The following is a 26,662-nucleotide window of genomic DNA, read 5'->3' as shown; positions in this document are numbered from 1 at the left end:
CGAGCCTTACAGGTAGCTCGCCCTATCTCATGAGGCGTTCAATGACCACAAGGCGGGATTTTCTAGGCTCAAGCGCACTTGCCGCGCTGACTGGTGCGACGATTTTTTCCCCTTCTGGCCAAGCGCAAAGCAGGGCAAACGATCCGCGCTTCTTTGAAGCGAAGGACATTGCCGAGGCGGGGTTCATCTATGGCCTGCCTATCGTGATGAACTATGCGGTCATGTATGAATACGCGGTGGATCGCGATTCGGGGCAGTTCAAGGCGCCTTTCAATCAGATCAAGAACGAGCCCAATGTCTTCACCTACAAAGACACGGCGATCGTCACGCCAAACAGCGACACGCCCTATTCCTTTGTCTGGATGGATCTGCGAGCGGAACCGGTGGTGCTGTCGGTGCCGGCGGTTGACGCGAACCGCTACTACTCGGTCATGCTGTGCGACGGCAATACCTACAACTATGGCTATATTGGCACCCGCGCTACCGGGAACGAGGCCGGTGACTACCTCGTCGTCGGTCCCGACTGGACCGGCAGCACGCCGGCAGGCATCAAGCAGGTATTCCGTTCCAGCACCCAGTTCTCTCTGGCGGGCTACCGCACCCAACTTTTCGGGCCGGCCGATCTGGACAACATCAGGAAGGTGCAGGCTGGATACAAGGTGCAGATGCTATCGACCTACCTGAACCAACCGCCGCCCCGCGCCACACCGGTCAGCTTCCCCAAGATCGACAAGGCGCTTGCCAAAACCGAGTTCTTCGAATTTCTGGATTTTGCGCTGCAGTTCGCGCCTCCTCAACCGAACGAGATGGAAATCCGCGCGCAGCTTGCGCGAATCGGCATCGGACCCGGGAAGACATTCCATTTCAGGGATTTGCCGCCGGAAAAAAAGCTGGAGATCGCGCTTGGCATGAAAGAAGGCCAGCGCAAGGTTGACGAAGCCGTTGCCCATACAGGAAAGGCCATCAATGGCTGGCGGGTAAGCGGCCTGCCGGGCGATAGCGCCCACTACGCGGGCGATTGGCTGAAGCGCGCCGTCGCGGCTCAAGCGGGCATTTATGGCAATGATCCGGAAGAGGCGACTTATCCTTTTACTCGCGTGGATGTCGACGGGCAGGAAATCGACTGCAGCAAACACGATTACACGCTGACGTTTCCCGCTGGAGATCTGCCCCCGGTCAATTCGTTCTGGTCCCTGACGATGTATGACGGCAAGTCTCAACTGCTGATTCAGAACCCGATCAATCGCTACCTGATCAATTCACCCATGGTTCCCGCCATGAAGACCAATGCGGACGGGTCGCTGACCATCTACATCCAGAACAAGAGCCCTGCCGGCGACAACCAGGCCAATTGGCTGCCGGCGCCGAACGGACCCGTTTATCTGGTGATGCGGCTCTATTGGCCAAAAACGACGCCGCCTTCGATCCTGCCGGTTGGAGAAGGCACGTGGCAGCCGCCTGGGTTGAAGCGTGCGGTTTCATCCACGTAAGGCAACGTGGGCGATAAAGATGTGAGCAGCAACGCTACCCATTTCCCCTGAGACCGTGCAGAGCGGTCGTCGAGATTTGGGCTTCTATACGTTGCTTAGCTCACTATTCGGTTGGCTCGCCGGCCTGCGAGAAGGAGGCTGCGGCGTAACGGGATGGTTCGGCGGCGCGCCCGATACCAGTCGGCCGCTTTCCATGCACACGACGCGATCGGCCAAGGGGAAATAGCGGTCGTCGTGCGAGATGACCAGCACCGTCTTTCCACGGTTGCGAAGCTCCGGCAGCAACTCGCGGTAGAACACGTCCTTGAACAGCGGATCCTGATCCGCCGCCCATTCGTCGAACACCATGAAGGGCCGGTCTTCCAGGTAGGCCGCTACCAGCGCCAGGCGCTTTCGCTGCCCTTGCGACAATGCGCTGGTGCTGAATGCGCCGTCGCACACCTGCACCTTGTGTTGCAGATGCAACCGCTCAAGCCATCGGTTGCCTACCGCATCGACATCGTCACGCCCACTTTCCAGCAGCCGGTCAAAAAGGTGGAAGTCCGCGAAGATCGCCGAGAACACCTGCCGGTACTGGTCGCGGTTGTGGTCTCCGACCGGCTCGCCATCCAACGTCACCTCGCCGGATTCCGGCCGGTACAGCCCGACCAGCAGCTTAGCCAACGTCGTCTTGCCGCTGCCGTTGCCTCCCACCAGAAACACGATCTCACCCGGTTCGAACGACAGATTGATAGGCCCCAACTGGAAGATGTAGTCGCTTTGCTCGTGGTAGTAGCTATGCGTGACCTCGCGTAGCGAAATGCGGGGCGACGCGACGGCTGGCATAAGTTCGCCTGCGGCGGGCTCCGACGCCACCATGCCCCCCACGATGTCGTGGATACGGCGGGCGGACACCTTCGCCAGGTTGGCGCGCGGAATGTTCAGCAGCAGTGCCTCAAGCGGCGCCACCATGTACAGAAACAGCAGCGCAAAGCCCGTCATCACACGTTCCTGGCCCGGCTGGTTGCCGGCCAGTCCGAACAGCACCAGTCCGATGAACGCATATACCAGGAAATTGCTCCAGCTGGCGGACACGACGAAGATGGACATGCCGCGCGTCCGGGCGCGCCGCACCGCCTCGATCGAACGATGAAGCATGTCCGCCAGGAAGGCCGAGCGCTTGCCGCGGTTCAGCCGCAGCTCCTTGGCCCCTGCGCTGACCGCCCGAAAGTAGCCAAACAGCCGATCCTGTTCGCGCGCCGCGACGTCCAGATGCTTGATGGCGCGCAAATGCGCCAAGTGATAGCCCAGCGACCCCAGGCCGACCACCAGCACCGCCACCAGAAACACCTTCCACGACAGGAAGGCCATGTACACCAGGCAGCCCGTCACGACGACGGCGTTGTTCAGGATGGCGGGCAGGCTGACGAAATACTGGGCGATGTTCGCGCTGTGCTCGGTCAGCGCGGATTGGATGCGGTCGGCGCCCACCCGTTCCAGATGCGCGAAGTCCGCCTGCATCGCGCGGTCCGTAATGTAGCGCCGCAAGTCTGCGTGCGTTTGCTGGCTGAGCCGTTCGAACAGCAGCGCGGATCCCATCCGCGCCAGCATCGCCAGCACGGCCGTCAACGCAAAGATCCAGGCCTGTCGCGGACGGTCGGCGGCATCCGCCGTCAGGGCGATGTTGATCTGCATGACCAGCAGCACACTTAAGAGGCCCGCGCACACGCAGGTAAACGAAGCAAGCGCCAGGAGTTTTTTGGAGTGCCTGATCAGATGGGTAATCAACCGAATTCCTTGACGTATATGCCTGCGCTCAACTACTGAAGACGAAGCAGCCGGGCGGATGTTTAGGCGTCGCAATGCCACGCTGGTCGCTGGACTAAATTTTTTCCCCGCTGATTCGTCTGCACGTGATGGACTGCACCCACGCCCTGCACGCCGCATCACCGCCCACGCGCCTGGACGGCAATGCCAATAACCGGCCGCGCGCCCGGAGAACACGCCGATGATCCCGGTACTGGCGCCGCTCTTTCCCGGCGAGTGGGCGGCGCATGGTGACGGGGTGGCGCTGGCGGGCGACAACGCTTGCGGGCAACCCACGGTGGCGCAGTTGCTTGACGACGCCGAGGCGCTACCACGCATCCTGGCGCGCCAGGCGCGGCACTTCAGTGCGACGGCGCTGGCCCCGGTCGCCTCGGTGTGGACACTGACCTATTTTTGGCGCCTGCTGCCGCCGGTTACGGCGGCGGCCAGCGTGTTGCAGCGCGTCCTGCCCACGGCGGCACGCCAGGTCACGCTGCAATTCGATGGAAACGGCGCGGTGTTGCGCGTGCTGATTCCGAATGACGGCCAGACGCAGCCAGGCGCCGACACGTACTCACGCTATGCGCCGCTGCTGCATGAACACCTGGAGCCGCTGGCGTCGCGGCTGGCGCAGTGCGCGCGCCTGGCCCCGAAGATCACCTGGGGCAACGTGGCGCGCTATCTGGACCTGACGTTGACCCAGTTGGCGCTGGCGATGCCGGGCAACGTGCAACTGGCGCAAGACCGCGCATTCCTGCTTGATTCGCAGCTCTGGCGCGGCCAGCCCAACCCGATGTACCGCGCCCCGCGCGAAGTGCTGCGCGACACGCCGCAAGGCCCACGCGCGCACGCATTGCTGCGCCGCTGCTGCCTGTACTACATGCTGCCCGGCCACGGCTATTGCGATCTTTGCCCCCTATCCATGCCCAATCGGCCCGCGCGGGAAGCGCGCGGCGCCTGATACGTCCTTGACCGCAATGCCGGGCCCGTTCAACGGAAACTTTCGCCATCCAAACTAAACAGCACCGATTCTCATTCGTCTAGAAATAAGAGCAAGGACCGCAAGGCAGGCGCCTGCGGCCAATCATTCCGACGAAGGTTCGTGCCGATGACTCAACACCATGAACGCGTTGCGGCGGCGGTCGATGCGGCCCGCGCGTATCTTTGCCACCAGGGTGGCGCCGTCCGGCAAGCCACGCTGGCGGGTTCGACGTTGTCCCTGCAGTTGCCGCCCTCCGGCGCGATCGCCCGTTGGAAGCTCAGCGCGGACGCGCAACCGCCGCTTCTTGAATGGCTTGGACCTTGCGCAGGCGATCCCGACGCGAACGAACTGATGGCCGCCATTGAAGCGGCGTTCTCCCACCTAGCCCTGGCCACACACCTGTCCGTGCGCGCGCCGTTGCCGCATGCCCGCGCCCTGCAGGAGGCCGGCTTGCTGGTCCCCGACGGGCACGGCACGCAAACCGTGCAGGCCAGCATGTTCTGGCAGCTTGCCGAGTCGTGGCTGCCGCGAGGCGCGCCGCCTCCCTATCCGCTGGACTATGTGATGACCGGCGAGCGCCGCCACCCCCGCCGTCCCCCCAAGCCGACGGGCGTGGTTTACCGCCGGACCATCCCATGGCTCTCGGCCACCTTGTCGTTTCGGGTAGCGACCGAGGAACTGGACGCCGTGCGGCTGAACCGCTGGATGAACGACCCCGTAGTCGCCGAGTTCTGGCAAGAGGAAGGCGACCTGGACAAGCACCGCGCCTATCTACGCAAGCAGTCCGACGACCCGCATACGCTTGCGCTCATCGCGTGCCTGGACAACGTGCCGTTCGGCTATTTCGAAACCTATTGGGCGCGCGAAGACCGCATTGCCCCGTTCTGCAACGCGGCGGACTTCGACCGTGGCTGGCATGTGCTGATCGGCGAAGCCGCCTTCCGCGGCCCCGCCTTCGTGCCCGCGTGGCTACCTTCGATTTCGCACTACCTGCTGCTGGATGACCCGCGCACCCAACGCCTGGTGATCGAGCCGCGCGCGGACAACGCCAGGATGATCCGCAACCTGGCCCGGAGCGGCTATGCGCTGGAAAAAGAGTTCGACTTTCCGCACAAGCGCGCCATGCTCGGCACCCTGTCGCGTGAACGCTTCTTCTGTGAACGGTTCTGGCTGCCGCGCGCGCCGGACGGCAGCAAGCTGGCGCACCCCGAGACGCGTGACGCGCGCCGCATCTCCGCCCAATCCCTGACGCAGTGAAGGTGTCCATGCAAGTACACGATCTGATCGGCATCGGCTTCGGCCCGTCCAACATCGCCCTGGCCATCGCCCTGGAAGAACGTTACGGCGGCGATTCGGGCCTGGTGCCGCTGTTCCTTGAGAAACAGTCGTGCTTCGCCTGGCATCCGCACATGATGCTGGACGGCACGCACATGCAGATCTCGTTCCTGAAGGATCTGGTCACCCTGCGCAACCCGGCCAGTCCATTCACGTTCCTGAACTACCTGCACAGCCAGGGCCGCCTGCAGCAGTTCATCAACCTGAAGACGTTCTTTCCCAGCCGGCACGAATTCAACGACTATCTGGCCTGGGCGGCCGGTCACTTCTCGGACCGCTGCGCCTATGGCGAAGACGTATTCGAAGTCGCGCCCGAGGTCGTCGGCGACACGGTGCCGCTGCTGCGCGTGCGCTCGCGCGATGCCCAAGGCAAGGTTCGCGAGCGCCTGGCGCGCAACCTGGTCGTGAGCGTGGGCGGCAAGGCCAACATTCCCGAACCGTTCCTGGCCTGGCGTGACGAGCCGCGCATTTTCCACACCAGTTCGTACCTGTCAGCCATCGGCAAGATCACGCGTCCCCGCCGGATCGCCGTGCTGGGCGCGGGCCAGAGCGCCGCCGAGATCTTCATGAACCTGCACGAGCATCCCGACCGGCCCCAGGTCGATCTGCTGATGCGCGGACGGGCGTTGCGCCCGTCCGACGATAGCCCTTACATGAATGAGATATTCAACGCCGAGCATACGGACTACATCTACAACCGGCCGCCCGCCGAACGCGCGGGGCTGCTGTCGGACGCTTGGCATACGAACTATTCGGCGCCGGACGTCGAACTGATCGAGCGCATCTACAACGTGTTCTACCAGCAGCAGGTCACCCGCCAGGCGCGCCACCAGCTGCGCCGCCGATGCCAGGTCGATGCCGTCGATGCCGACGCGCAAGGCGTTGCACTGACGTTGTCCAGCCGCGACTCGCATCGCAGCGAAACCGTAAGGTATGACGCCGTGATCCTGGCGACCGGATACGTCCGCGATCACCACAAGCAGCTGCTAGCGCCGCTGGCGTCCTACCTGAAAGACCACGAGATCGACCGCCATTACCGCCTGCGCGCCGACGCCCGGCTGAAGCCCGCCATCTATGTGCAAGGCGGCAGCGAAGCCACGCACGGCATCAGCGACAGCCTGCTGTCCATCCTGGCCATCCGGTCGCAGGAAATCGGCAATTCCTTGTGCGCGTGCGGCGCCACCACCGCGGGAGAAATACCGCAACGGCAACGCCCCGCCGCGCTGGCGAGCTGACCCGGCTTCGTCTTGCCCATTCACCGATCTGCGCCCGCCTTGCGCGCGGATCCTTTCGAAGGCATATCACCATGGCTTACTCCCCCATCGCCGCGCAGGCAGACCAGGATCTGGCGCGTAAGCATGATGCGCTTACGGCCCCCTACACCCTGGGAGGCAACACGCTGCTGCAATACCAGGAGCAGCGCGAATCGAACGCGCGCAGCTATCCCCGGCGCATCCCGCTGGCGCTCAAGCGGGCCAAGGGAATTTACGTCGAGGACATTGAAGGCCGCGTGTTCATTGACTGCCTGGCGGGCGCCGGCTCGTTGGCGCTGGGGCACAACCACCCGGCGGTGACCGAGGCCATCGAGGCGGCCTTGACGGCCGACCTGCCGTTGCTGACGCTGGACCTGACCACGCCCGTGAAGGACCGCTTCATGCGGGACTTGTTCGACCTGCTGCCGGCGGGCTTCTCGCGCAATGCCAAGATCCAGTTCTGCGGCCCGACCGGGGCCGACGCGATCGAGGCGGCGCTCAAGCTGGTCAAGACCGCGACCGGCCGCGCGGACATCCTCGCGTTCCAGGGCGCATATCACGGCATGACGCAAGGCGCATTGCAATTGATGGGCAACGTCAGGCCCAAGCAATCCCTGCGTTCCCCATTGGCCGGCGTGCAGTTTCTGCCCTACGCGTACCAGTACCGCTGCCCGTTCGGGCTGGCCGGCAGCGCCGGCGTGCAGGCCGGGCTTCAGTACATCGGCACGGTCCTGAACGATCCTGAAGGCGGCGTCCCTCAGGCCGCGGGCATGATCCTGGAGGCCGTCCAGGGCGAGGGCGGCGTCATCCCCGCACCGCTGCAATGGCTGCAGGGCCTGCGCGCGCTGACGCGTGCGGCGAGCGTTCCGATGATCCTGGACGAGGTCCAGTCTGGCTTCGGCCGCACCGGCCGCATGTTCGCCTTCGAACACGCCGACATCGAACCGGACGTGGTGGTGATGTCCAAAGCCATAGGCGGCGGGCTGCCGATGTCGGTGTTGGTGTACCGCGACAGCCTGGATCAATGGGAAAGCGGCACGCACGCCGGCACCTTCCGTGGCAATCAGCTGGCCATGGCCGCGGGATCCGCCACCATGAACGTGCTGCGCACAGAAGGCCTGGCCGAGCATGCCCAGGCGATGGGCGAACGGCTGACCGGCCTGCTTCTGCAATTGCAGCGCGACCATGCCGAAGTGGGGGACGTGCGCGGCCGCGGCCTGATGCTGGGCGTGGAACTGGTCGAACCCTCGCTTCCCGCCGGCATGCCCCAACCCGCCGCGCCCCGACTGGCCTGCGCCGTGCAGGCCGAGTGCCTGCGCCGCGGCCTGATCATCGAACTGGGCGGCCGCCATGGCAGCGTCGTCCGCTTTCTGCCGCCGCTGATCATCACCGCGCGCCAGATTGATCGCGTATTCGAGATTTTTGAAGCTTCCCTGAGAGCCGCGCTGCATGCCCAAGGGGAAGCGGCCTTTCGCACAAACCGCAGTCAAACTTAAAACAACGGGCCCCTTATCGAGCCCGACATTGCACAGAAGACCATGAAAACACCTCGCACCACGTCGCGTCCGCGCGCACCACGCCAACTGCGCTATCCCCTGCTCCTGGGATTGGCCGTCAGCATGCCCATCCAGGCGCAACAGACCACCGACAGCGCCACGCCGACGCTACCCGCCATCCGCGTCCGGGCAGACGCGATGGAGGCCGCGACCGGCCCCTTGAACGGGTATGTGGCGAAAGAAACGTTGACGGGAAGCAAGACGCCGACCGAACTGCGGGAGATTCCGCAATCCATTTCCGTGGTGGGCGCGCAGGAAATGCTGGACCGTGGCGTGCAGACCGTGTCGCAGGCAATCCAGTATGTGCCCGGTGTGCAGATCAGCAACTTCGGCGGCGCCGAGGTTCGCAACGACTGGATCGTGCTGCGCGGCTTTGATGCCAAGATCACGGGCGATTTCCGCGACGGTCTCAGCCAGCTTCCCTACGACCAGATCCGCGCGCGCACCGATCCATACGCGCTGGAACGCGTGGAGGTCCTTCGCGGCCCGTCGTCGGTGCTGTACGGCCAGGTCGCCCCGGGCGGACTGGTTAATCGCGTCACCAAGCGGCCCACTGCCGAGTCCTTCGGCGAAATCGTCCTGCAGGGCGGCAGCTTCGACCGGCGCCAGGCCGCGGTCGACTTCGGCGGGCCCATCGATGACGAGGGCAAGTACCTGTACCGCCTGACCGGGATTCTTCGCAACGGAGGAACCCAGGTCAAATACGACAGCGACCACCGCTACCCCGACGACCTGGGGTACATCGCCCCGGCCTTCACGTGGCGCCCGAACTCGGACACCAGCTTCACGTTGCTGACAAGCTACCAGCACGACCAGACCGACGGAGAATCCCGCCCGGTCTACCCGACGCACGTACCGGTGGGCGACTATGGCTTCAACAAGTACGACCGCAAGCAATATGCCATCGGCTACATCCTTGAACACCGAGTCAATGACGCGCTGACGCTGCGCCAGAATGCCCGCTACCAGCACGGCAAGCTGGATCAGCGCGACCTCTACAACCTGCGGCTGCTGGCCGACGGCCACACCATCAGCCGTTATGCGCTGGTGTCCAAGGAAAGCATGGATGGCGTGGTCGTCGACACGCAGGCCGAGTACAAGTTCAACCTGGGCCGCGTCTCGCACACCCTGTTGGCGGGCCTGGACTACAAGTTCCAGGATGGCCAGCAATGGTATCGCCAGGGCCTCGCGCCAAACCTGGACCTGGAAAATCCGGTCTACGACCAGGACATCCCGTATCCGTCCGCCGCCAACACCATCATCGACCAGAAGGATGTGAACCGGCAGTTGGGCATCTACCTGCAGGACCAGATCAGGGCGGACAAGGTCGTGGTGACATTGGGCGCGCGCCAGGATTGGGCGCGCAGTTCCAGCAATAACCGGCTGACCGAGAACACCGTGCGCCAGCAGGACACCGCGTTCACCGGGCGCATGGGACTGGCCTACCTGTTCGACTCGGGCATCACACCCTACGTGAGCTATTCCACGTCGTTCCTGCCGCAGATTGGCGTCAGCATGGACAGCACGCCGTTCAAGCCCACCAAGGGCGAGCAGTATGAGTTCGGCGTGAAGTACCAGCCGCCGGGCTCGAACAGCCTGGTCGCGCTGTCGGTGTTCGACCTGACGCAACGCAACGCGCTCACGCCGGATCCGCGCAATACGAACTTCAGCGTGCAGACGGGCGAGATCGAGTCGCGCGGCATCGAGTTGGAAGGCAAGGCCAACCTGACGCGGGGGCTGGATGTGCTGGCGTCCTATACCTTGAATGACGTGAAGGTGACCAAGAGCAACAACCCGGCCGAAGTGGGCAACACGCCCATCGTCACGCCGCGCCACATGGCCTCGGCCTGGTTCAACTACACGCTGACCGACACCGTGCTGCAAGGGCTGGGCATGGGAGTCGGCGTGCGCTATGTGGGCAAGACCTACGTCAATGTCGCCAATACCATCGAAAACGGCTCGTCGTTCATGGTCGATGCCGGCCTGCACTACCAGTTGCGCAACTGGCGCTTCGCCGTGGACGCGACGAACCTGTTCAACAAGGAAACGGTTGTCTGCCGCAACAACACCGTGAACTGCCGCTACGGCCTGGAACGCACGGTGCTTGCGTCGGTGGCGTACCGCTGGTGATGGGCGCGCCGCATCCCGAGCTGGCCGCGTTTCTGGACCTGGTGGCGGCGGCCGGCAATCCGCCCATGCAGGAGGTCGGCATCGCGCAAGCCCGCGCGGACTACGACGCGGCCACGCCCATGCTGGACGCGCCGGGCGACCCGCGCGTCCTGACGCAAGACCTGAAAGTGCCGGCGCGGGACGGCGCAAGCCTGCCCGCGCGCTTGTACCGGCCCGGGCCGGCGGACCATTCCGACCTGCCGCTCCTGTTATTCCTGCATGGTGGCGGGTATTGCCTGGGTGGCCTGGAGTCCCATGACTCCCTGTGCCGGGATCTGGCGGCGCTGACGCCCTGCGCGGTGCTGGCGCTGGACTACCGGCGGGCGCCGGAGCACCGCTTTCCCACCGCCTTCCTGGACGCGCTGGATGCGTGGACGTGGCTCCAGGCGCCCGGCGCGCCGCTGGGCTGGCGTCCAGGCCGCATGGCCGTGGGCGGAGACAGTGTCGGCGGCTCGCTCGCCGCCGCGTTGAGCCTGCACGCGCGCGACGCGGGCGGCGTGGCGCCTGTGCTGCAACTGCTGCTGTACCCGTGCACCAGCGCCAGCCCCAATTTTCCGTCCAAGCATCGCTATGCCACCGGCCATCTGCTGGAAGCCGCCACCTTGGACTGGATGTATGCAAACACCCTGAACGGCCCGGAGGACGCGGACGACTGGCGCTTCGCGCCGCTGGCGCATCCGGACCTGCGCGGCGTGGCACCCGCCCATATCGCGTTGGCCGAATGCGACCTGCTGGTCGACGAAGGCACGGCGTACGCGCGCCGGCTGGAACAGGCGGGCGTCGCCACGCGCCTGGATATCTACCCGGGCATGGTGCATGACTTCGCGCGGCTGGGGAACATCGTCGAACAGACGGCCGTGCTGCGCGCCGATCTGGCGCGCGCGCTGCACGCCGCCTTCAGGCGGAAAGCCGTGGGCGCCTGAACGCGCAACGCGTCCCGGCGCCTGGGCGGCGCCATACTTGAAGGGGTCACGGCCGCGATGGCAGCCGTGGCCCCTTTCTTATGCCGCGACCTCCATGTCCAGCGCCGACAGTTGGGCCAGCATCTGATCCAGCATCCGGGCATCGCGGACGATGCCGTAATGATCGGTGTCGATCTCCTGGCCATCCAGGGCCGCCTGGCGCAGTTGCGCGGCCAGGGCCTGCCGCTGCACGGCTTCGCGCGCGGGCGTCCACCAGCAGCGCGCCGGCGCCCGCACCGCGCCCACCGCCGCCGTCTGCAAGGACAAAGCCTGCAGGGCGCGCGCCACCAGGAAGATGCGCGCCAGCTCGGCCGCGCCCATGCCCGCATAGCCTTGCGTGGCGTCGGCCGTAGCCAGCCATTGCTCAAGACGCGCCTGGGCGGCCGCCAACGAGATCGGCTCGTCGGCATGGCCGGCGGCGGGCGTTGCCGCGCCTTCGTGCATAGCCCGCCCACCTGGTGCGACCACCGCCGCAAAGCGGCGCAGGTCGTCGCGCCAGTCCCGCAGCGGACCGGTGTCCATCCCCGGCACATACGGATCGATCAGCCCCACATACGCCACCCGTTGCCCCTGCGCCTCCAGGCGCGCGGCGATCAGCGCGGCCAGCGTGCCGCCCAGCGACCAGCCGGCCAGGTGATACGGTCCCTGGTCCTGCAATGCCTGGATCTGCGCGCAGTAATCGTCCGCCATGCGTTCCAGCGAAACGTCGCGATGGGCCGGATCGTCCAGCATGCGGCAAGGCAATCCATAAACCGGCCGCACGCCATTCAGGCGCCGGGCCAGCGGCTGATAGTCGAACAGCGTCCCCATGCCGGCATGGATGCAGAACAATGGCGCGCCCGCGCCCTGCCCGCCGTTCAGCGGCGTGGGCAGGGGCAACGTTGCCGGTTCGGCCGTCTGCAGCCGCAGCAGTTGGCCGATGGTGGGCCGCTGCATCAGGTCGCGCAGCGTGAAACTCAATTCGGGGTTGCGCAACGCCCGCACCCGCGCCAGCACCTTCAGGCTCAGCAGCGAATCGCCGCCCAACTCGAAGAAGTTGTCGGTCTGGCCCACGCGGTCCACGCCCAGCACGTCCTGCCAGATTGCCGCCAGCACGCGCGCCGGTTCGGTCGAAGGCGCCACGAATTCGCGCTGCATGCCCGCCTGCGGGGAGGGCAAGGCGGCGCGGTCCAGCTTGCCGCTGATCAGGCGGGGCAGCGCGGCCAGCACGGTGAAGGACGACGGCACCATGTAGTCGGGCAGTTGCGCGGCCAACTGGCCACGCAATGCGGCCGCCAGACCGGCCCCCTCCCCCGCCGCCGGCACGACATAGGCCGCCAGCTTTTTGCCGCCCGCGTCTTCATGCACCACGACCGCCGCCTCTGCCACGCTGTCCAGCGCCAGGATGCGCGTTTCGATTTCTCCCAATTCAATGCGGAATCCGCGGATCTTCACCTGATGATCGCCGCGCCCCGCGTATTCGATGTTGCCGTCGCCCATCCATCGCACGATGTCGCCGCTGCGATACATGCGGGTGCCGGGCTCGCCAAATGGATTGGCCACATAACGGTCCGCCGTCAGGTCCGGCCGGCCCAGATAGCCCCGCGCCACGCCGTAGCCGCCGATGTAAAGCTCACCCAGATGGCCGACAGGCACTTGTTGCAGCTCGCCATCCAGCACGTAGACTTCGCGCGCGCCCACGGGCTTGCCGATCGGCGCATAGGCGCAGTCGAAGCTTGCGTCGGCCGGTGTCTTCCAGATCAAGGGCGTGACTACGGTCTCCGTGGGACCGTACCCATTGATCAACCAGTTGGGCCGCAGATGCTGGCGTACGCGCTCGTACGCGGCGCGCGGCATGGCTTCGCCGCCGAACACGTACAGGTCCACCGGCGGCGCATCGCCTTGCGCCGCCGCCCATTCCGCCATCTGGTTCAGATACGCCGGCGGGAACGCGGCATGGCTCGTCTGGTTCCGCCGCAACGCGTCCAGCGCCTGCTCGGCCGTCCACAAGTCCGGGCCGCGCACTGCCAGCTCCGCACCGGTGGTCAGTGCGGTTAGCCAGCGCTCATGCGCGCCGTCGAACGAGAACGACATGAACAGAAGCTCGTGCGAATCGGGCGTCAGGCCGTATATGCGCGCCGTCGCGCGGCAATGCATGGCAAGCGGGCCGTGCGTGACGGCCACGCCCTTGGGCTTGCCGGTCGAGCCCGATGTGTAGATGACGTACGCCATGTTGTCGGGCGACAGCGCCACCGCGGGATCGTGCGGCGGTTCGTCCGCCACGGCGGCCGCGTCGTAGGCCAGTACCTGCACGCCCTCGCGGCGCGGCAGGTGGCCGGGGGGCTCGGCGCCCGTGATCACGAGCGACATGCCGCTGTCGTCGATCACATAGGCCAGCCGGTCCGCCGGATGCTCCAGGTCCAGCGGCACATACGCGCCTCCCGCCTTGAGAACCGCCAGGAAGGCCACCACGGTATCCAGCGACCGCGGCATCGCTACGCCCACGCGCGACTCGGGCCGCACGCCAAGGCGGACGAGGCGCTGTGCCAGGCGGTTGGCGTGTTGGTCCAATTGCGCATAGCTCATGCGGGTTTCGCCAAGCGCCAGCGCGCATGCCTGCCCGCGGGCCAGCGCATGCGCGCTGACTTGCTCGTGCACGTAGCCATGCCGACCCGCCGCGACGACGGGTTGATCCGGATCGACGGACCACCTTGCCAAGGCGGCTTGCTGTGCGGCGTCCAGCCAGGTCAGCTCGCCGAGCGGGCGCGATGGCGCCGCCTGCAATTGCGCCAGCACGTGTTCCAGTTGCGCGCGCAGGCCAGCAGCCAACGCATCGCCAAGCGTGGCGCGTGCGTAGCAGTATTCGATCTCCAACTCCTGATTGGCCACGACTTGCAAGTCCATGACGTAGCCCGTCAGGCCGGAACCCGCCACCGGGCCGAAGTGCAGGCCATACCTTTGATTGCGCTTGAGCGTCTCGTCGACCGGGTAGTTTTCGAACACCACGATGCTGTCGAACAAGGGGCGGCCCGAGGACCCGGCCCAGCGCTGGATATCCGACAGCGCGGCGTGCTCTTGCTCGCGCAAGCGCAGATTGGTCTGCTGCACGGTCTGCAGATAGGCGGAAACCGATTGCGCCGGATCGCGGGTGACCGCCACGGGCAGCGTGTTGATGAACAGGCCCAGAATGTCTTCCACGCCCGCCAGCGTGGCGGGCCGGCCGGCCACGGTTGCTCCGAACACCACCGTGTCTAGCTGCGTGTAGCGCTGCAGCACGATGGCCCATGCCGCCTGGATGACGGTGTTCAGGGTGACGCGCTGCGCCTGCGCCAAGGCGCGCAGCGCCTGCGTGGCTGATTCGTCCAGGCGGGTGTAGATTTTTCCGTACGGGGTGTGCGCCGCGCTGTCAGCGGCCAGGGCTGGCGCCGGCGCCACGATGCTCTCTGCCGCCTGCGCCAGCAGCGTCGGGCCATCCAGCGCGGCCAGCTCGGCCTTCCAGTACCGCTCGCTGCCGGCGCGGTCCTGCACGCCAAGCCAGCGGGCATAGTCGCCATAGCCCGGGCCTGCCGCCGGCAGCGACTCGCCGCCGTAGGTCCGCAGCCATTCACCGATCAAGCGCGACGCGCTCCACCCGTCCAGCAACAGATGATGATATGTCCATATCAGCTGATAGCTGTCTGGTCCCAGCCGGATCAGCACAACCCGCGCCAGGCGCACCTGCGCAAAGTCCATCTGGCGCGCCAGTTCAGCTGCCGCATAGCCGTCGGCCTCGCCGGCGGCTGCCGGGTCGCGCCAGTCTTCTCGAACGATGTCGGGGGACGCCGTCGCCAGCACCACCTGCAACGGGCGCTTCATGCCCGCGCGCCAAAGAAATGCCGTGCGCAGAACCGGGTGGCGCACAACCATGGCGCGCCACGCATCGGCCAGGCGGTCACCGTCCACGCCATCGATGCGTACGCTTAGCTGGTTGACATACAGCCCGGTTCCCGGCGCCTCCAGGGTATGGAAAAACATGCCTTCCTGCGTCGGCGACAGTGGGTAAACGTCCTCGACGCTAGCGGCAGTCCAACCCAGTTCGTCAAGCGGTGGCGCGTCCGGATAATCGGCCAGTGACTGCGCCACCTGCCGCGGCACCGCATGTTGCGGCGAGCGTTGCGGCAACGGTGTCGCCACGCTGGCCAGTTCGGCGACGGTCTGCCGCTCGAACACCTGCCGCGGCGTGACCTGCCAGCCTGCCTGGCGCAAGCGCGCCACGATCTGCAGGCTCAGGATCGAGTCGCCGCCCAGTTCAAAGAAGTTGTCGTGGCGGCCCACCTGCGCCGGGCCCAGCACCTGCGACCAGATGGCGGCAAGGGCAATTTCCACCTCGCCCTCGGGCGCCGTGTAGCCCTGGCTGGCGGCAAACTCCGCCTTGGGCAGGGCCTTGCGGTCCAGCTTGCCATTGGCGTTGACCGGCAACGCGTCCAGCGCGACGAAGGCGGCAGGCACCATGTAGTCCGGCAACACGGCCGACAACGCAGTTCGCAGCGCGGTGGTGTCCACGTCTGCGGGCGCGACATACGCCACCAGCCGCGCACCCGACGGACCGTCCTGCGCCAGCACCGCCGCTTGTTCCACGCCCGGGTCGGACAGCAGGCTGGCTTCGATCTCGCCCAGTTCAATCCGCAGGCCGCGGATCTTCACCTGATGATCCAGGCGGCCCAGGTATTCCAATTGGCCGCCTTGCATCCAGCGCACCAGGTCGCCGGTGCGATACAGCCTGTCGCCCTGCCCGTCCGGATCCGCGACGAAGCGGTCGGCGGTCAGGCCCGGGCGGTTCAGATACCCGCGCGCCAGGCCCACCCCGCCCAGATACAGTTCGCCCGGTACGCCCAGGGGCACGGGGTTCAGTTGCGCGTCCAGCACCCGCGTGCGGATGCCGGCGATGGGATAGCCGATCGGCACCACGCCACTGCCGTCAGCCACGCACGTCCAGTGCGTCACGTCGATGGCCGCTTCCGTCGGGCCGTACAGGTTGTACATCCCCGCCTGCGGCAGCAGCGCCAGGCAGCGCGCTTGCAGGTCCGCGCCCAGCGCTTCGCCGCTGCAGACGATGCGGCGCAACGTGGCGCATGATTCCACGCCCGCCTGTTCGGCATGGCTGATGAAGGCGTGCAGCATCGACGGCACGAAGTGCAGCGTGGTGACGCCCTGTTCCTGGATCAACGCCGACAGGCGCGCAGGATCCCGATGCTCGCCCGGCCCGGCCAACGCAAGCCGCGCGCCGGTCATCAAGGGCCAGAAGAACTCCCACACCGACACGTCGAAGCTGAACGGGGTCTTTTGCAGCACCACGTCGTCCGCCGTCAGGCCGTACGCCTGCTGCATCCACGCCAGGCGGTTGGTCAATGCCACGTGCCGGTTGGCCGCGCCCTTGGGCTTGCCGGTGGAGCCCGAGGTGTAGATGACGTAGGCAAGGCTCTCCGCGTGGTGCGGCGCGTCGGGTGCGGTCATCGGTTCGGACGACACCTCCAGCTGGTCCAGCGCCAACAGGGTCGTCGACGGCGACAGCGCGCCCATCCGCGCCGCCAGGGCCGTCTGCGTCAGCAACAGCGACACGCCGCTGTCTTGCAGCATGTACGCCAGGCGATCATCCGGGTAGTCCGGGTCCAGCGGCACGTAGGCCGCGCCCGCCTTCAGCACCGCCAGCAGCGCCACCACCAGGTCCAGCGACCGTTCGGCGGCTATCCCCACGCGGTCTTCGGCCTGTACGCCCAGGACCCGCAAGCGATGCGCCAACTGGTTCGCGCGGCGGTCCAGTTCGCCATAGGTCAGGGACGCGTCAAAGCACGTCACCGCGACGCGGTCGGGCCATTGACGCGCCTGCCGTTCAAACTGGCGATGCACCGGCAAGGCGCCAAATTCCGCAGCCACGGCGTCGGCCAGCGGCTGGCCGCGCTCCCATTGCTTCTGCAAGCGCAGATCCGCTTCCGGCAGAATCCGCACACCCGCGATGGGCTCCGCCGGGGCATGCATCAGCTCGCGCAAGGCCAGGTCCATGCGCGCCGCCAGGCGGTCAATGGCGGACCGGCCAAATTGCGCCCGGTCGTAGGTAAAGCGCAGTTCCAGCTTGTCGCGCATGGCCACCACCAACGACAGCGCGTAGCTGGCCTGGTCCCGATGCGTCAAGCCTTCGAATCGCAGGCCGGCAGGCGCGCCGGCGTGCAAGGCGGCATCGACCGGATAATTCTCGAACACCAGCAAGGTATCGAACAGCGCCTGGCCGTTGGCCCCGGCCCAACGCTGCACGTCGGCAAGCGGCGTGTGTTCCACTTCGCGCGACGCCACGTTCTGCGCCTGCAGCGTCCGCAGCCAATCGCCCGCCGTGGCGTCAACCCGCGTCGGCACGATGACCGGCAGGGTATTGATAAACAAGCCCAGCGTTTGCTGCGCACCCGGCAGGCTGTCGGGACGACCCGAGGTCGTCGCGCCAAACGCCACCGTGCCCTGCCCTGTGGCTTGCGCCAACACCAGGGCCCATGCCGCCTGCACCACGGTGTTGACCGTGATGCGCTCGCGCCGCGCATAGGCTGCCAAGTCCTCGCTCGCCGCCGCATCCCAGCCGGCCAGCACGTCTTCGTGGCCCGCGCCGCGGGCCGCCCCGCCTGAAGCGGGAGCCAGCAGCGTAGGCGCGTCCAGTTCGCGTAGTGCCGCTTTCCAATACCGCTCGATCGCCACGGCGTCTCGCGTCGCCAACCATGCCAGGAAGTCGCGGTAACGGCCGCCGCCCCGTGATACGGGTTGCGCCGCATACGCGCTCAGCACTTCGCCCAACAATTGCGACACGCTCCAACCGTCAAGCAGCAGATGATGATGCGTCCACACCAGGTGATAGGCGGTGTCCGATATGCGCGCCAAGGTCAGGCGCAGCAGCGGGGGCCGGCTCAGGTCGAAGCCCCGCGCCAGGTCACCCTGCGCGATGGCGTCCAGCCGAGCGCGCAAGGTCGATGTCGGTTCCGACCCCGGCTGCGCCGCGCGCGCATCGATCACCGTGTAGGGCAAATCCACTTCGCGCGCCACCCACTGCAGCGGCGCGCCCGCCCGTTGCACAAAGCCGGTGCGCAGTACGTCGTGGCGCGCCAGCGCCGCCGCCCACGCCGCACGGAAGCGTTCCACGTCCAGCCCGTTGATATCGACGCGCAACTGGTTTACATAGGCCGGCGGCTGTCCTTCGTCTGCCGCCGCGTCCCACACGCTGTGAAACAGCATGCCCGCCTGCATCGGCGTCACGGGATAGATGTCTTGCCATTGCGTCGACGGCGCGGGTATGTCCAGCGCACGCAGGGCGTCCCAGGTCAAGCCCGCCAACGGGAAGTCCGACGGCGTCACCCCGTGCACGCCGCTCACGCAATGCGCCACCAGCGCGCGCAAGGCCGCTTCAAAGTGCCGCGCAAGCGCCTGCATTCGGGCAGGTTCGTGACGCTTGCCGCTATAGCCCAGCGACATACGCAGCTGCCCGTCATGAACCTGACCGTTGAAGGTCAGCTCGTGGCCCAGCGGCGCGGCCTCGTCCTGGCCCGCCCCGGGCGATTCGGCGGCGATGCGCCAGCCGGCATCGCCTGCGGTCACCGTCTCGAATTGGCCCAGGTAGTTGAACAGGACCGGGGCTTGCGGTGGGTTGGACCACGTATCAGCCAGCACGCCATACCCCAGGCCTTGCGAGGGCACGGCGCGCAGCGCTTCCTTCACGCGCATCAGCCGTTCCCCGGGCTCGCCTTGCGTGTCCAGCACCACGGGGTACACGCTGGTGAACCAGCCCACCGTGCGCGACAGGTCCAGTTCGCCCGTCGCGTCTTCGCGGCCGTGGCCTTCCAGGTCGATGCGCACCTGATTCAACCCGCCCCACTCGCCCAGCGCCTGCGCCAGCGCGGCCAGCAGCAGGTCATTGACCTGCGTGCGGTACGCGCCCGGCGCATCCTTGAGCAGCGCCTGGGTCGTGGCCCGGTCCAGCGCCAGCGCAACGCGCTGCTGGTCGCCGACGCGGTTCGCGCCCTGCGCGTTGTCGCACTGCAAGGCATCGCCCGCCGGCAGCGCGCGCCAATAATCCCGTTCCGGTTCATACGCCGCGCGCGAGTCCAGCAAGCGCCGCGCCCACGCGCCGAAGCTGGCCGACCGCGCGGGCAGCGTGATCGCCCCGCCCGCCCGCGCCTGGGTGTAGGCCAGTTGCAGGTCCGCCAGCAGCACCCGCCATGACACGCCGTCCACCGCCAGGTGATGGATGACCAGCAGCACGCGCGACGTGCCATCGGCAACCTGCATCAGCACGGCGCGCAGCAAGGGGCCGTGCTCGATGTCCAGGCTGCGCTGCGCGGCGTCGCACTGCGCCTCGATGTCGGCCACCGGCACATTGCTGCGTTGCCACAGCATGTCCGCCCTGTCCGGGGCAGCCTCATAGCGCTGGCGCCACGCGCCGTCTTCGCGCTTGAAACGCAGACGCAGGGCGGCGTGCTGCGTAGCCACGGCCTGCAAGGCGGCGGACAGCGCTTGCGCATCGACAGGCGCGTCGCCATGCAGCAGCACGGCCTGGTTCCAATGGTTGTGGGACGCCAGCGGCAATGCCAGGAAGGCCGCCTGGATCGGCAGCAGCGGCACGTCGCCGTCCGCCTCGTCGGTGGCGTCCTGCGCCTGCGCGGCCACCGCCACGCTGGCCAGATCGGCCACGGTCTGCCGCTCGAACACCTGACGCGGCGTGACCTGCCAGCCCGCCTGGCGCAAGCGCGCCACGATCTGCAGGCTCAGGATCGAGTCGCCGCCCAGTTCAAAGAAGTTGTCGTGGCGGCCCACCTGCGCCGCGCCCAGCACCTGCGACCAGATGGCGGCCAGCGCGATTTCCACCTCGCCTTCGGGCGAGGTGTAGCCCTGACTGGCCGCGAACTCGGCCTTGGGCAGGGCCTTGCGGTCCAGCTTGCCGTTGGCGTTCACGGGCAAGGCGTCCAGCGTGACGAAGGCCGCCGGCACCATGTAGTCGGGCAACGCGGCCGACAATGCGCTGCGCAGCGCGGTGGTGTCCACGTCTGCGGGCGCGACATACGCCACCAGCCGCGCACCCGACGGGCCGTCCTGCGCCAGCACCGCCGCCTGCTCCACGGCCGGGTGAGACAGCAGGCTGGCTTCGATCTCGCCCAGTTCGATTCGGAATCCGCGTATCTTCACCTGCTGGTCGATCCGGCCCAGGTACTCCAACTGGCCGTCCTGCGTCCACCGCACCAGGTCGCCCGTGCGGTACAGGCGCTGGCCGCTCCCCTGGGGATCCGCAATGAAGCGCTCGGCGGTCAAGCCCGCCCGGTTCAGATAGCCGCGCGCCAACCCGGCGCCGCTGACATGGAGTTCACCGGGCACGCCGATCGGCGCCACGTTCAGTTCGCTATCCAGCACATGCAGCGCCAGGTCGGGGATGCGCGCGCCGATCGGGCTGCCGCCCGCCGCCACGTCGGCCAGGGTCAGACGGCGATAGGTCACATGCACCGTCGTTTCGGTAATGCCATACATGTTGACCAGTGCCGGCGACTGGTCGCCGAAGTGGTCGAACCAACGTTGCAGCTTGCGCGGCTCCAACGCCTCGCCGCCGAATATCACCTGCCGCAACGCGAGCCCCGACGCGGCAGCGGCCGACTCGTACAGCCCCGGCGTCTGCATCAATTGCAGGAACGCCGAAGGCGTCTGGTTCAGCACGGTCACCTGCTCGCGCCGCAGCAGCGCCAGGAACGCCTCGGGATCCCGGCTGACGGCATGCGGCACCACCACCAGCCGGCCACCGGTGCATAGCGCGCCAAACACTTCCCACACCGAGAAGTCGAAGGCGTAGGAATGGAACAGCGTCCACACGTCGGCCGCGCCAAAGGCAAACCAGTCCGCCGTCTGCGACAGCAACCGGCACACTTGGCGGTGGCACAGTTGCGCGCCCTTGGGCCGGCCCGTCGAGCCGGACGTATAGATCACATAGGCCAGATGCTGGGGGTGGGTCCGCGCAGCAGGGTCGTGCGCCGGGCTGGCCTCCAGCGCCAGCGCGTCCAGGTTCAGCACCGCGACATCCGGCAGCGCGGACGCCAGCCAGGGCAGGCGGTCGTGCTGCGTGGATTCGGTCAGCACCACCGACACGCCGCTGTCCTGCGCCATGAAACGCAGGCGGTCTTCGGGATAGTCCGGGTCCAGCGGCACATACGCGCCGCCCGCCTTCAGCACCGCGACCATGGCGATCACCATGTCGGCGGATCGCGCCAGCGCGATGCCCACCTTGGCTTCCGGGCGCACCCCCGTGGCGATCAGCCGATGCGCCAGCCGGTTGGCGCGCGCGTTGAATTCCGCGTAGGTCAGCGTTTGGCCGTCTATCGTCAGGGCCGGCGCGTCCGGGCGGGCGCGCGCTGCCGCTTCGATCAATCCGTGGATCGTGGCCGCCCCAAAGGCCTCGTCAGCCGCCGGCCGCGCGGGCGGCGCACCGCTCCAGGCGCGCAGGCTGGCGCGCTCTCGGGGCGACAACAAGGCAACGCGGTCCACGCGCAGCGACGGGTCGCTGACCAGCGCCTGGAGCGCGGCGGCGTAATGGCCGGCCAATTGCGACATGGTGCGCGCGTCGAACAGTTCTTGCGCGTACAGCAGCGTCACCTGCACTCGGCCGTCAGTCAACTCCGCCGTGTTGCAACTGAGCTCGAACTGCGCGGCCTGTTCGCCGAAGGCGTAATCCGTGACGCGCAAGCCGGGCAGCGCCTGCAAGCCGCGATAATCTGGTCGCTGGTGGTTAAACAGCACCTGGAACAACGGGCTATGGCCGTCGCGCTCGGGCTGCAGGGCGTCGACCAACTGTTCGAATGGCAGATCCTGATGCGCCTGGGCCTCGCGCGCCGCATCCCGCGCCTGCAACAGCAGGCCGTCCAGCGTGACGCCTGGCGAGCAATCGGCGCGCAGCACCTGCGTGTTGACGAAGAACCCCACCACCCGGTCCGTGTTGCCGCGATGGCGGTTCGCGATCGGTGTGCCGACGCGGATGTCCGTCTCACCGCTGTAGCGCTGCAATACCGCCTGAAACCCTGCCAGCAGCGCCGCAAACAGGGTGGCCTGCCGCGCCTGGGCGGTGGCGCGCAACTCGCGCGCCGCCTGCTCCGTCAGATAGAACGTGTGCCGCGCCGCCCGATACTGCGCTCCCGGTCGGCGCACGCCATCGGCGGGCAGCTGAAGCACCGGCTGCGCGCCGCCCAGGCGCTGCACCCAGTGCGCTCGCTGCCGCGCGCCTTCCCCCTCAGCCAGCCATCGCCGCTGCCACGCCGCATAATCCGTGTACGCAATGGGCAGGGCGGCCAAGGCCGCCGGCCGCCTTTCCACATACGCGCGGTAGAGCTCGGTGAACTCCTCCACGATGATCTGCATCGACCAGCCGTCCGACACGATGTGGTGCATTACCACCACCAGCACATGATCGTCCTCGGCCTGCCGGATCAGCCCCAGCCGCAGCAGGGGGCCGGCTTCCAGGTCGAACGGCGTGCCGACCCAAGCCTGTGCGCACGCCAGCGCGTCCACCGGCGTGTGCGCATCGTGCATCAGCAACGTGACCGGCCCCGGGTCGGCAACCACGGCCTGCGCCTGTCCGTCGGCGGTAGCCAGAAAGCGCGTGCGCAGGCTGGCGTGACGCCGCACCAGATCATTGAACGCGGCGTTCAGCGCGTCGCGGTCCAACGTGCCGCGCAGGTGCAGCGCGCCATTGACGTGGTAGGCCGTGCTGTCCGGATCCATGCGCCACAGGAACCACTGGCGCTGCTGCGCGTGCGACAACACGCCGACCGCGTCGGCGCCGGACCGGGCGACGGGTTCGTTCACCGGCGCCGCCTCCTCAGGCGGATCCGCCGCCGTGGCGGCCGTGGGCGGGCTGATCGCTGCCGCCAGCGCTTGCAGCGTCTGATGGTCGAAGAGCTGGCGCGGCTTGATGGCCAGCTTCTGCCGCCGCGCGCGCGCCATCACCTTCAGGCTCAGGATGGAGTCGCCGCCCAGTTCAAAGAAGTTGTCCGACCGCCCCACTTCGGCCACGCCCAGCACCTCGGCCCAGATTGCCGCAAGCGCCGTTTCGACGGGACCGACCGGCGCGTCCGCCGCCGTATCGCGCGCCGGCTCCAGCGTCCGCGGCGCCGGCAGCGCGCGGCGGTCGAGCTTGCCGTTGGCATTGAGCGGCAGCGCGTCCAGCAACGTGAATGTCGCCGGCACCATGTAGTCGGGCAAGCAGGCGGCGAGCGCGTCGCGCAGCGCCGCGCCATCGATGACCGCGCCCTGGCGCGCCACGACATACGCGTGCAGTTGCAGCCGGGTGGCGTCTGCATCGTCCTCGCCCCGCGCCACCACGGCGCAGTCGGCCACGCCGGGCAAGCCGCGCAACGCCACCGCGACCTCGCCGGGTTCGACGCGGTAGCCGCGGATCTTCACCTGATCGTCCATGCGTCCCAGGAACACCAGGCTGCCGTCGCCACGCTGCCGCACCCGGTCGCCCGTTCTGTACATGCGTTGACCCGGCACGTAAGGGCTTGGCACATAGCGGTCGGCCGTCAGGCCGGGGCGTCCCAGATACCCCCGGGCAACGCCCGCGCCCGCCAGATACAGTTCACCCTCGGCGCCCCGCGGCACCGGGTTCAGCCAGGCATCCAACACATAGGCCTGCATATTGGGCAACGGCGCGCCGATCGGCAACGCCTGCAACGGGCCGAATTGCGCCTGCGCCGCTGCCTGCGTCAACGCACCGACCGTCGTTTCCGTGGGGCCGTAGTGGTTGACCACCCGGCACTGCGGCGCCAGCGCCGCCACGCGGTCCAGCAGGGCGCGCGAGCTTGCCTCGCCGCCCAGCACCAGCGTGTGGCGCGGCAGCACGTCGGCGGGCCGCGCCGCCTGCAACAAGGCCTGCAAGTGGCTGGGCACGATCTTCAGCACATCCACCTGGTGCTGCGCCATATAGGCGGCGAAGCGGTCGGGGTCGAACACGCAGTCCTGCGTGACCAGGTGCAGCGTGCAGCCGGTGCACAATGCGCCGTACAGGGTCGTATGCCCCAGGTCCGCGGACACCGTCGACACCATGGCCATGGCGCGGGCCGAACCGGGCAGCGCAAAACGGTGCAGCATGCCCTGCACGTAGTTGCTCAGGGCGCCCCGGCTGACCACCACCCCCTTGGGCACGCCGGTCGAGCCCGACGTGTAGATCACGTAGGCCGCCTGATCCGGATGCACGGGGGCCCACGTCGATGCCGGCGCGGACGGATCCGGCAGAAGCGACGCGCTGATGGGCAGGCGCGGGATCTCCGGCGCCCATGCCGTGTCCGCATCGCTCAGGATCAGGGCCGCGCCGCAGTCTTGCGCCACATGCTTCAGCCGTTCCTGCGGCAAGGCCGGATCCAGCGGGACATACGCGCCGCCTGCCCGCAACACGGCCAGCATGGCAATCACGAAGCCGCTGCCGCGCGGCGCGTGGACCGCCACGCGCACGTCCGCCGCCACGCCACGGGCCTGCAACTGTCCGGCCAGGCGTTGCACGGCCTGTTCCAGCTCCGCATGGCTCAATGCCAGCGCATCCTCTTGCAGGGCGATGCCGCCCGGCTGCCGCGCCGCCGAGCGCGTCCACAGGGCAAGCAGATCGCGGTCTTCCCACTGCGCGGCTTCGCCATCGAGCCTGCTGGCGTCCGCCGGGATGTCGAGCAGCGCCACCGGCAGGTCCGGCTGGGCCGCTCCCTGGCGCAGCAGCGCCGCGTAGGCCTGCGCCATCCGTGCAATGGTGTCAGCATCGAAGATGTCTTGCGCATAGTCGAACTGGCAGCGGATCTCATCGCGCCGGATCGTGACGTCCAGGCTCAGGTCAAAGTGCGCCTCCCGGCGCGCCGCATCGTCCACGCCCCGCATCGCCAGGTCCGCGAAGCGTGCGGGCATGGCGTCGGCCGAATCCGCCTGCTCGGTGCATTTGACCTGGAACAGCGGGTTCAAGCCCGGCGTCCGCGTGGACACGAGCTCGGAAACCAGCAGGTCATACGGGCAATCCTGGTTGGCCTGCGCATCCAGCAGCGTCCCGCGCACCGCCCCGACCAGCGCCGCCATGCCCTGGCCGGCATCCACCTGCGTGCGCAGCACGCTCATATTGGTCAGGTAGCCGATCAGCCCATGCGTTTCGCGCCGGACGCGATTGACCAGCGGCGCACCCACCACGATGTCTTCCTGCCCGCAATAGCGCGCCAGCGTCAGCTTGAAGGCCGCCAGCAAGGTCATGAACACGGACGCGCCGCAGCGCTGCGCCAGGGCCCGCGCCGACGCGGCCAGATCGGCCGGCAAGGTCAGGGTGCAGGCGCCCGCCGCCGCATCGCGGCGCGCCGGCCTGGGCCGATCCAGCGGCAGCCGCAGCGGCTCGGGGTCCTGGCCCAGGCGCTCGCGCCAGTATTGCAGCTGCGTCGGCAATTGGCTGGCGGCATACCATTCACGCTGCCACAGCGCGTAATCGCCGAACTGGATGGGCAGCGCTGGCAGCGCGGGCGCCCGCCCGTGGGTTTGCGCCTCGTAAAGCGCCGCCAGCTCGCGCAGCAGGATGGCCTGCGACCAGCCGTCCGCCAGAATGTGGTGCATCGTCAACGACAGCCAATGCTCGTCAGCCGACAGCGATATCAACGTGACCCGCCACGCCGGCGCACGCGTCAGGTCGAAAGGCCGCGTCGCATCTTCCTGGCACAGGGCGCGCGCCGCCGCTACGCGCGCGTCGCCGGCCACCTGTTCCACGGTCTCGTGCCGCCAGGCGGCGAACGCATCCGGCAAGATCCGCTGCGTCGGCGTGTCGCTCACGTCCACCTCGAAGACGCTGCGCAGCACGGCATGCCGCTCGGCCAGCGCCTGCACGGCCCGGCGCAGCGACTCGGGCTGCAAGGCGCCGCGCAGGGCCATCACGCCCGACATGTTGTAGGCGCACGACTCCGGTTCCATGCGCCACGTCAGCCACAGCCCCTGCTGTGCATACGACAGCGGGTACGCCGCGACGTCCGGAAACGGCACGATCGGCAGGCCGCCGGGGTCGATGCCCTGGGCAACCAGCTTGGCCAGCAAGGTCTGGCGCTGCTGTGCGTCAAGCTGCGCGATGCGTTCGGCCAGCGTGCGGGGATCGATTGCCATA

9 protein-coding genes are annotated in these 26,662 nt (G+C 67.5%); 7 read left to right on the top strand and 2 right to left on the bottom strand.

Annotation, left to right across the window (positions count from 1 at the left end):
• Positions 1-41 precede the first annotated feature (41 nt).
• Positions 42-1,490 (top strand): DUF1254 domain-containing protein, encoded by a 1,449-nt coding sequence (locus ACZ50Q_RS08480; RefSeq protein ID WP_464081180.1) that lies wholly within the window; start codon positions 42-44, stop codon positions 1,488-1,490.
• An 84-nt stretch (positions 1,491-1,574) separates the two neighbouring features.
• Here ACZ50Q_RS08480 and ACZ50Q_RS08475 read toward each other — a convergent pair whose 3' ends face one another.
• A complete protein-coding gene (locus ACZ50Q_RS08475) occupies positions 1,575-3,338 on the bottom strand; it encodes a cyclic peptide export ABC transporter (protein ID WP_464081179.1) in 1,764 nt (587 codons plus the stop codon).
• A gap of 139 nt (positions 3,339-3,477) precedes the next feature.
• Here ACZ50Q_RS08475 and fhuF point away from each other — a divergent pair, with 139 nt between their 5' ends.
• From fhuF to ACZ50Q_RS08445, 6 genes are all read left to right on the top strand, one after another.
• The gene (gene fhuF, locus ACZ50Q_RS08470; protein ID WP_464081178.1) at positions 3,478-4,236 is read left to right on the top strand and encodes a siderophore-iron reductase FhuF; all 759 of its coding nucleotides are present in this window, start codon (positions 3,478-3,480) and stop codon (positions 4,234-4,236) included.
• A gap of 147 nt (positions 4,237-4,383) precedes the next feature.
• Complete coding sequence (locus ACZ50Q_RS08465; RefSeq protein WP_464081177.1) at positions 4,384-5,514, top strand: GNAT family N-acetyltransferase; 1,131 nt, start codon at positions 4,384-4,386, stop codon at positions 5,512-5,514.
• An 8-nt stretch (positions 5,515-5,522) separates the two neighbouring features.
• Positions 5,523-6,827, top strand: a complete 1,305-nt coding sequence (locus ACZ50Q_RS08460; protein ID WP_464081176.1) for a lysine N(6)-hydroxylase/L-ornithine N(5)-oxygenase family protein — start codon at positions 5,523-5,525, stop codon at positions 6,825-6,827.
• Positions 6,828-6,898: 71 nt separating this feature from the next.
• Positions 6,899-8,341: a diaminobutyrate--2-oxoglutarate transaminase gene (locus ACZ50Q_RS08455; RefSeq protein WP_464081175.1), complete on the top strand. Its 1,443-nt coding sequence runs from the start codon at positions 6,899-6,901 to the stop codon at positions 8,339-8,341.
• Positions 8,342-8,383: 42 nt separating this feature from the next.
• Positions 8,384-10,531, top strand: coding sequence for a TonB-dependent siderophore receptor (locus tag ACZ50Q_RS08450; RefSeq protein ID WP_464081174.1), 2,148 nt, complete (start codon positions 8,384-8,386; stop codon positions 10,529-10,531).
• Positions 10,531-11,493, top strand: coding sequence for an alpha/beta hydrolase (locus ACZ50Q_RS08445; protein WP_464081173.1), 963 nt, complete (start codon positions 10,531-10,533; stop codon positions 11,491-11,493). The genes ACZ50Q_RS08450 and ACZ50Q_RS08445 overlap by 1 nt, the downstream gene beginning before the upstream one ends.
• Before the next feature lie 78 nt (positions 11,494-11,571).
• Here ACZ50Q_RS08445 and ACZ50Q_RS08440 read toward each other — a convergent pair whose 3' ends face one another.
• Positions 11,572-26,661 (bottom strand): non-ribosomal peptide synthase/polyketide synthase, encoded by a 15,090-nt coding sequence (locus ACZ50Q_RS08440; RefSeq protein WP_464081172.1) that lies wholly within the window; start codon positions 26,659-26,661, stop codon positions 11,572-11,574.
• Between the last annotated feature and the right edge of the window lies 1 nt (position 26,662).

The sequence above is a fragment of the Achromobacter sp. T5-5 genome (assembly GCF_055397965.1).
This window is presented reverse-complemented; position numbering and strand designations above follow the sequence as displayed.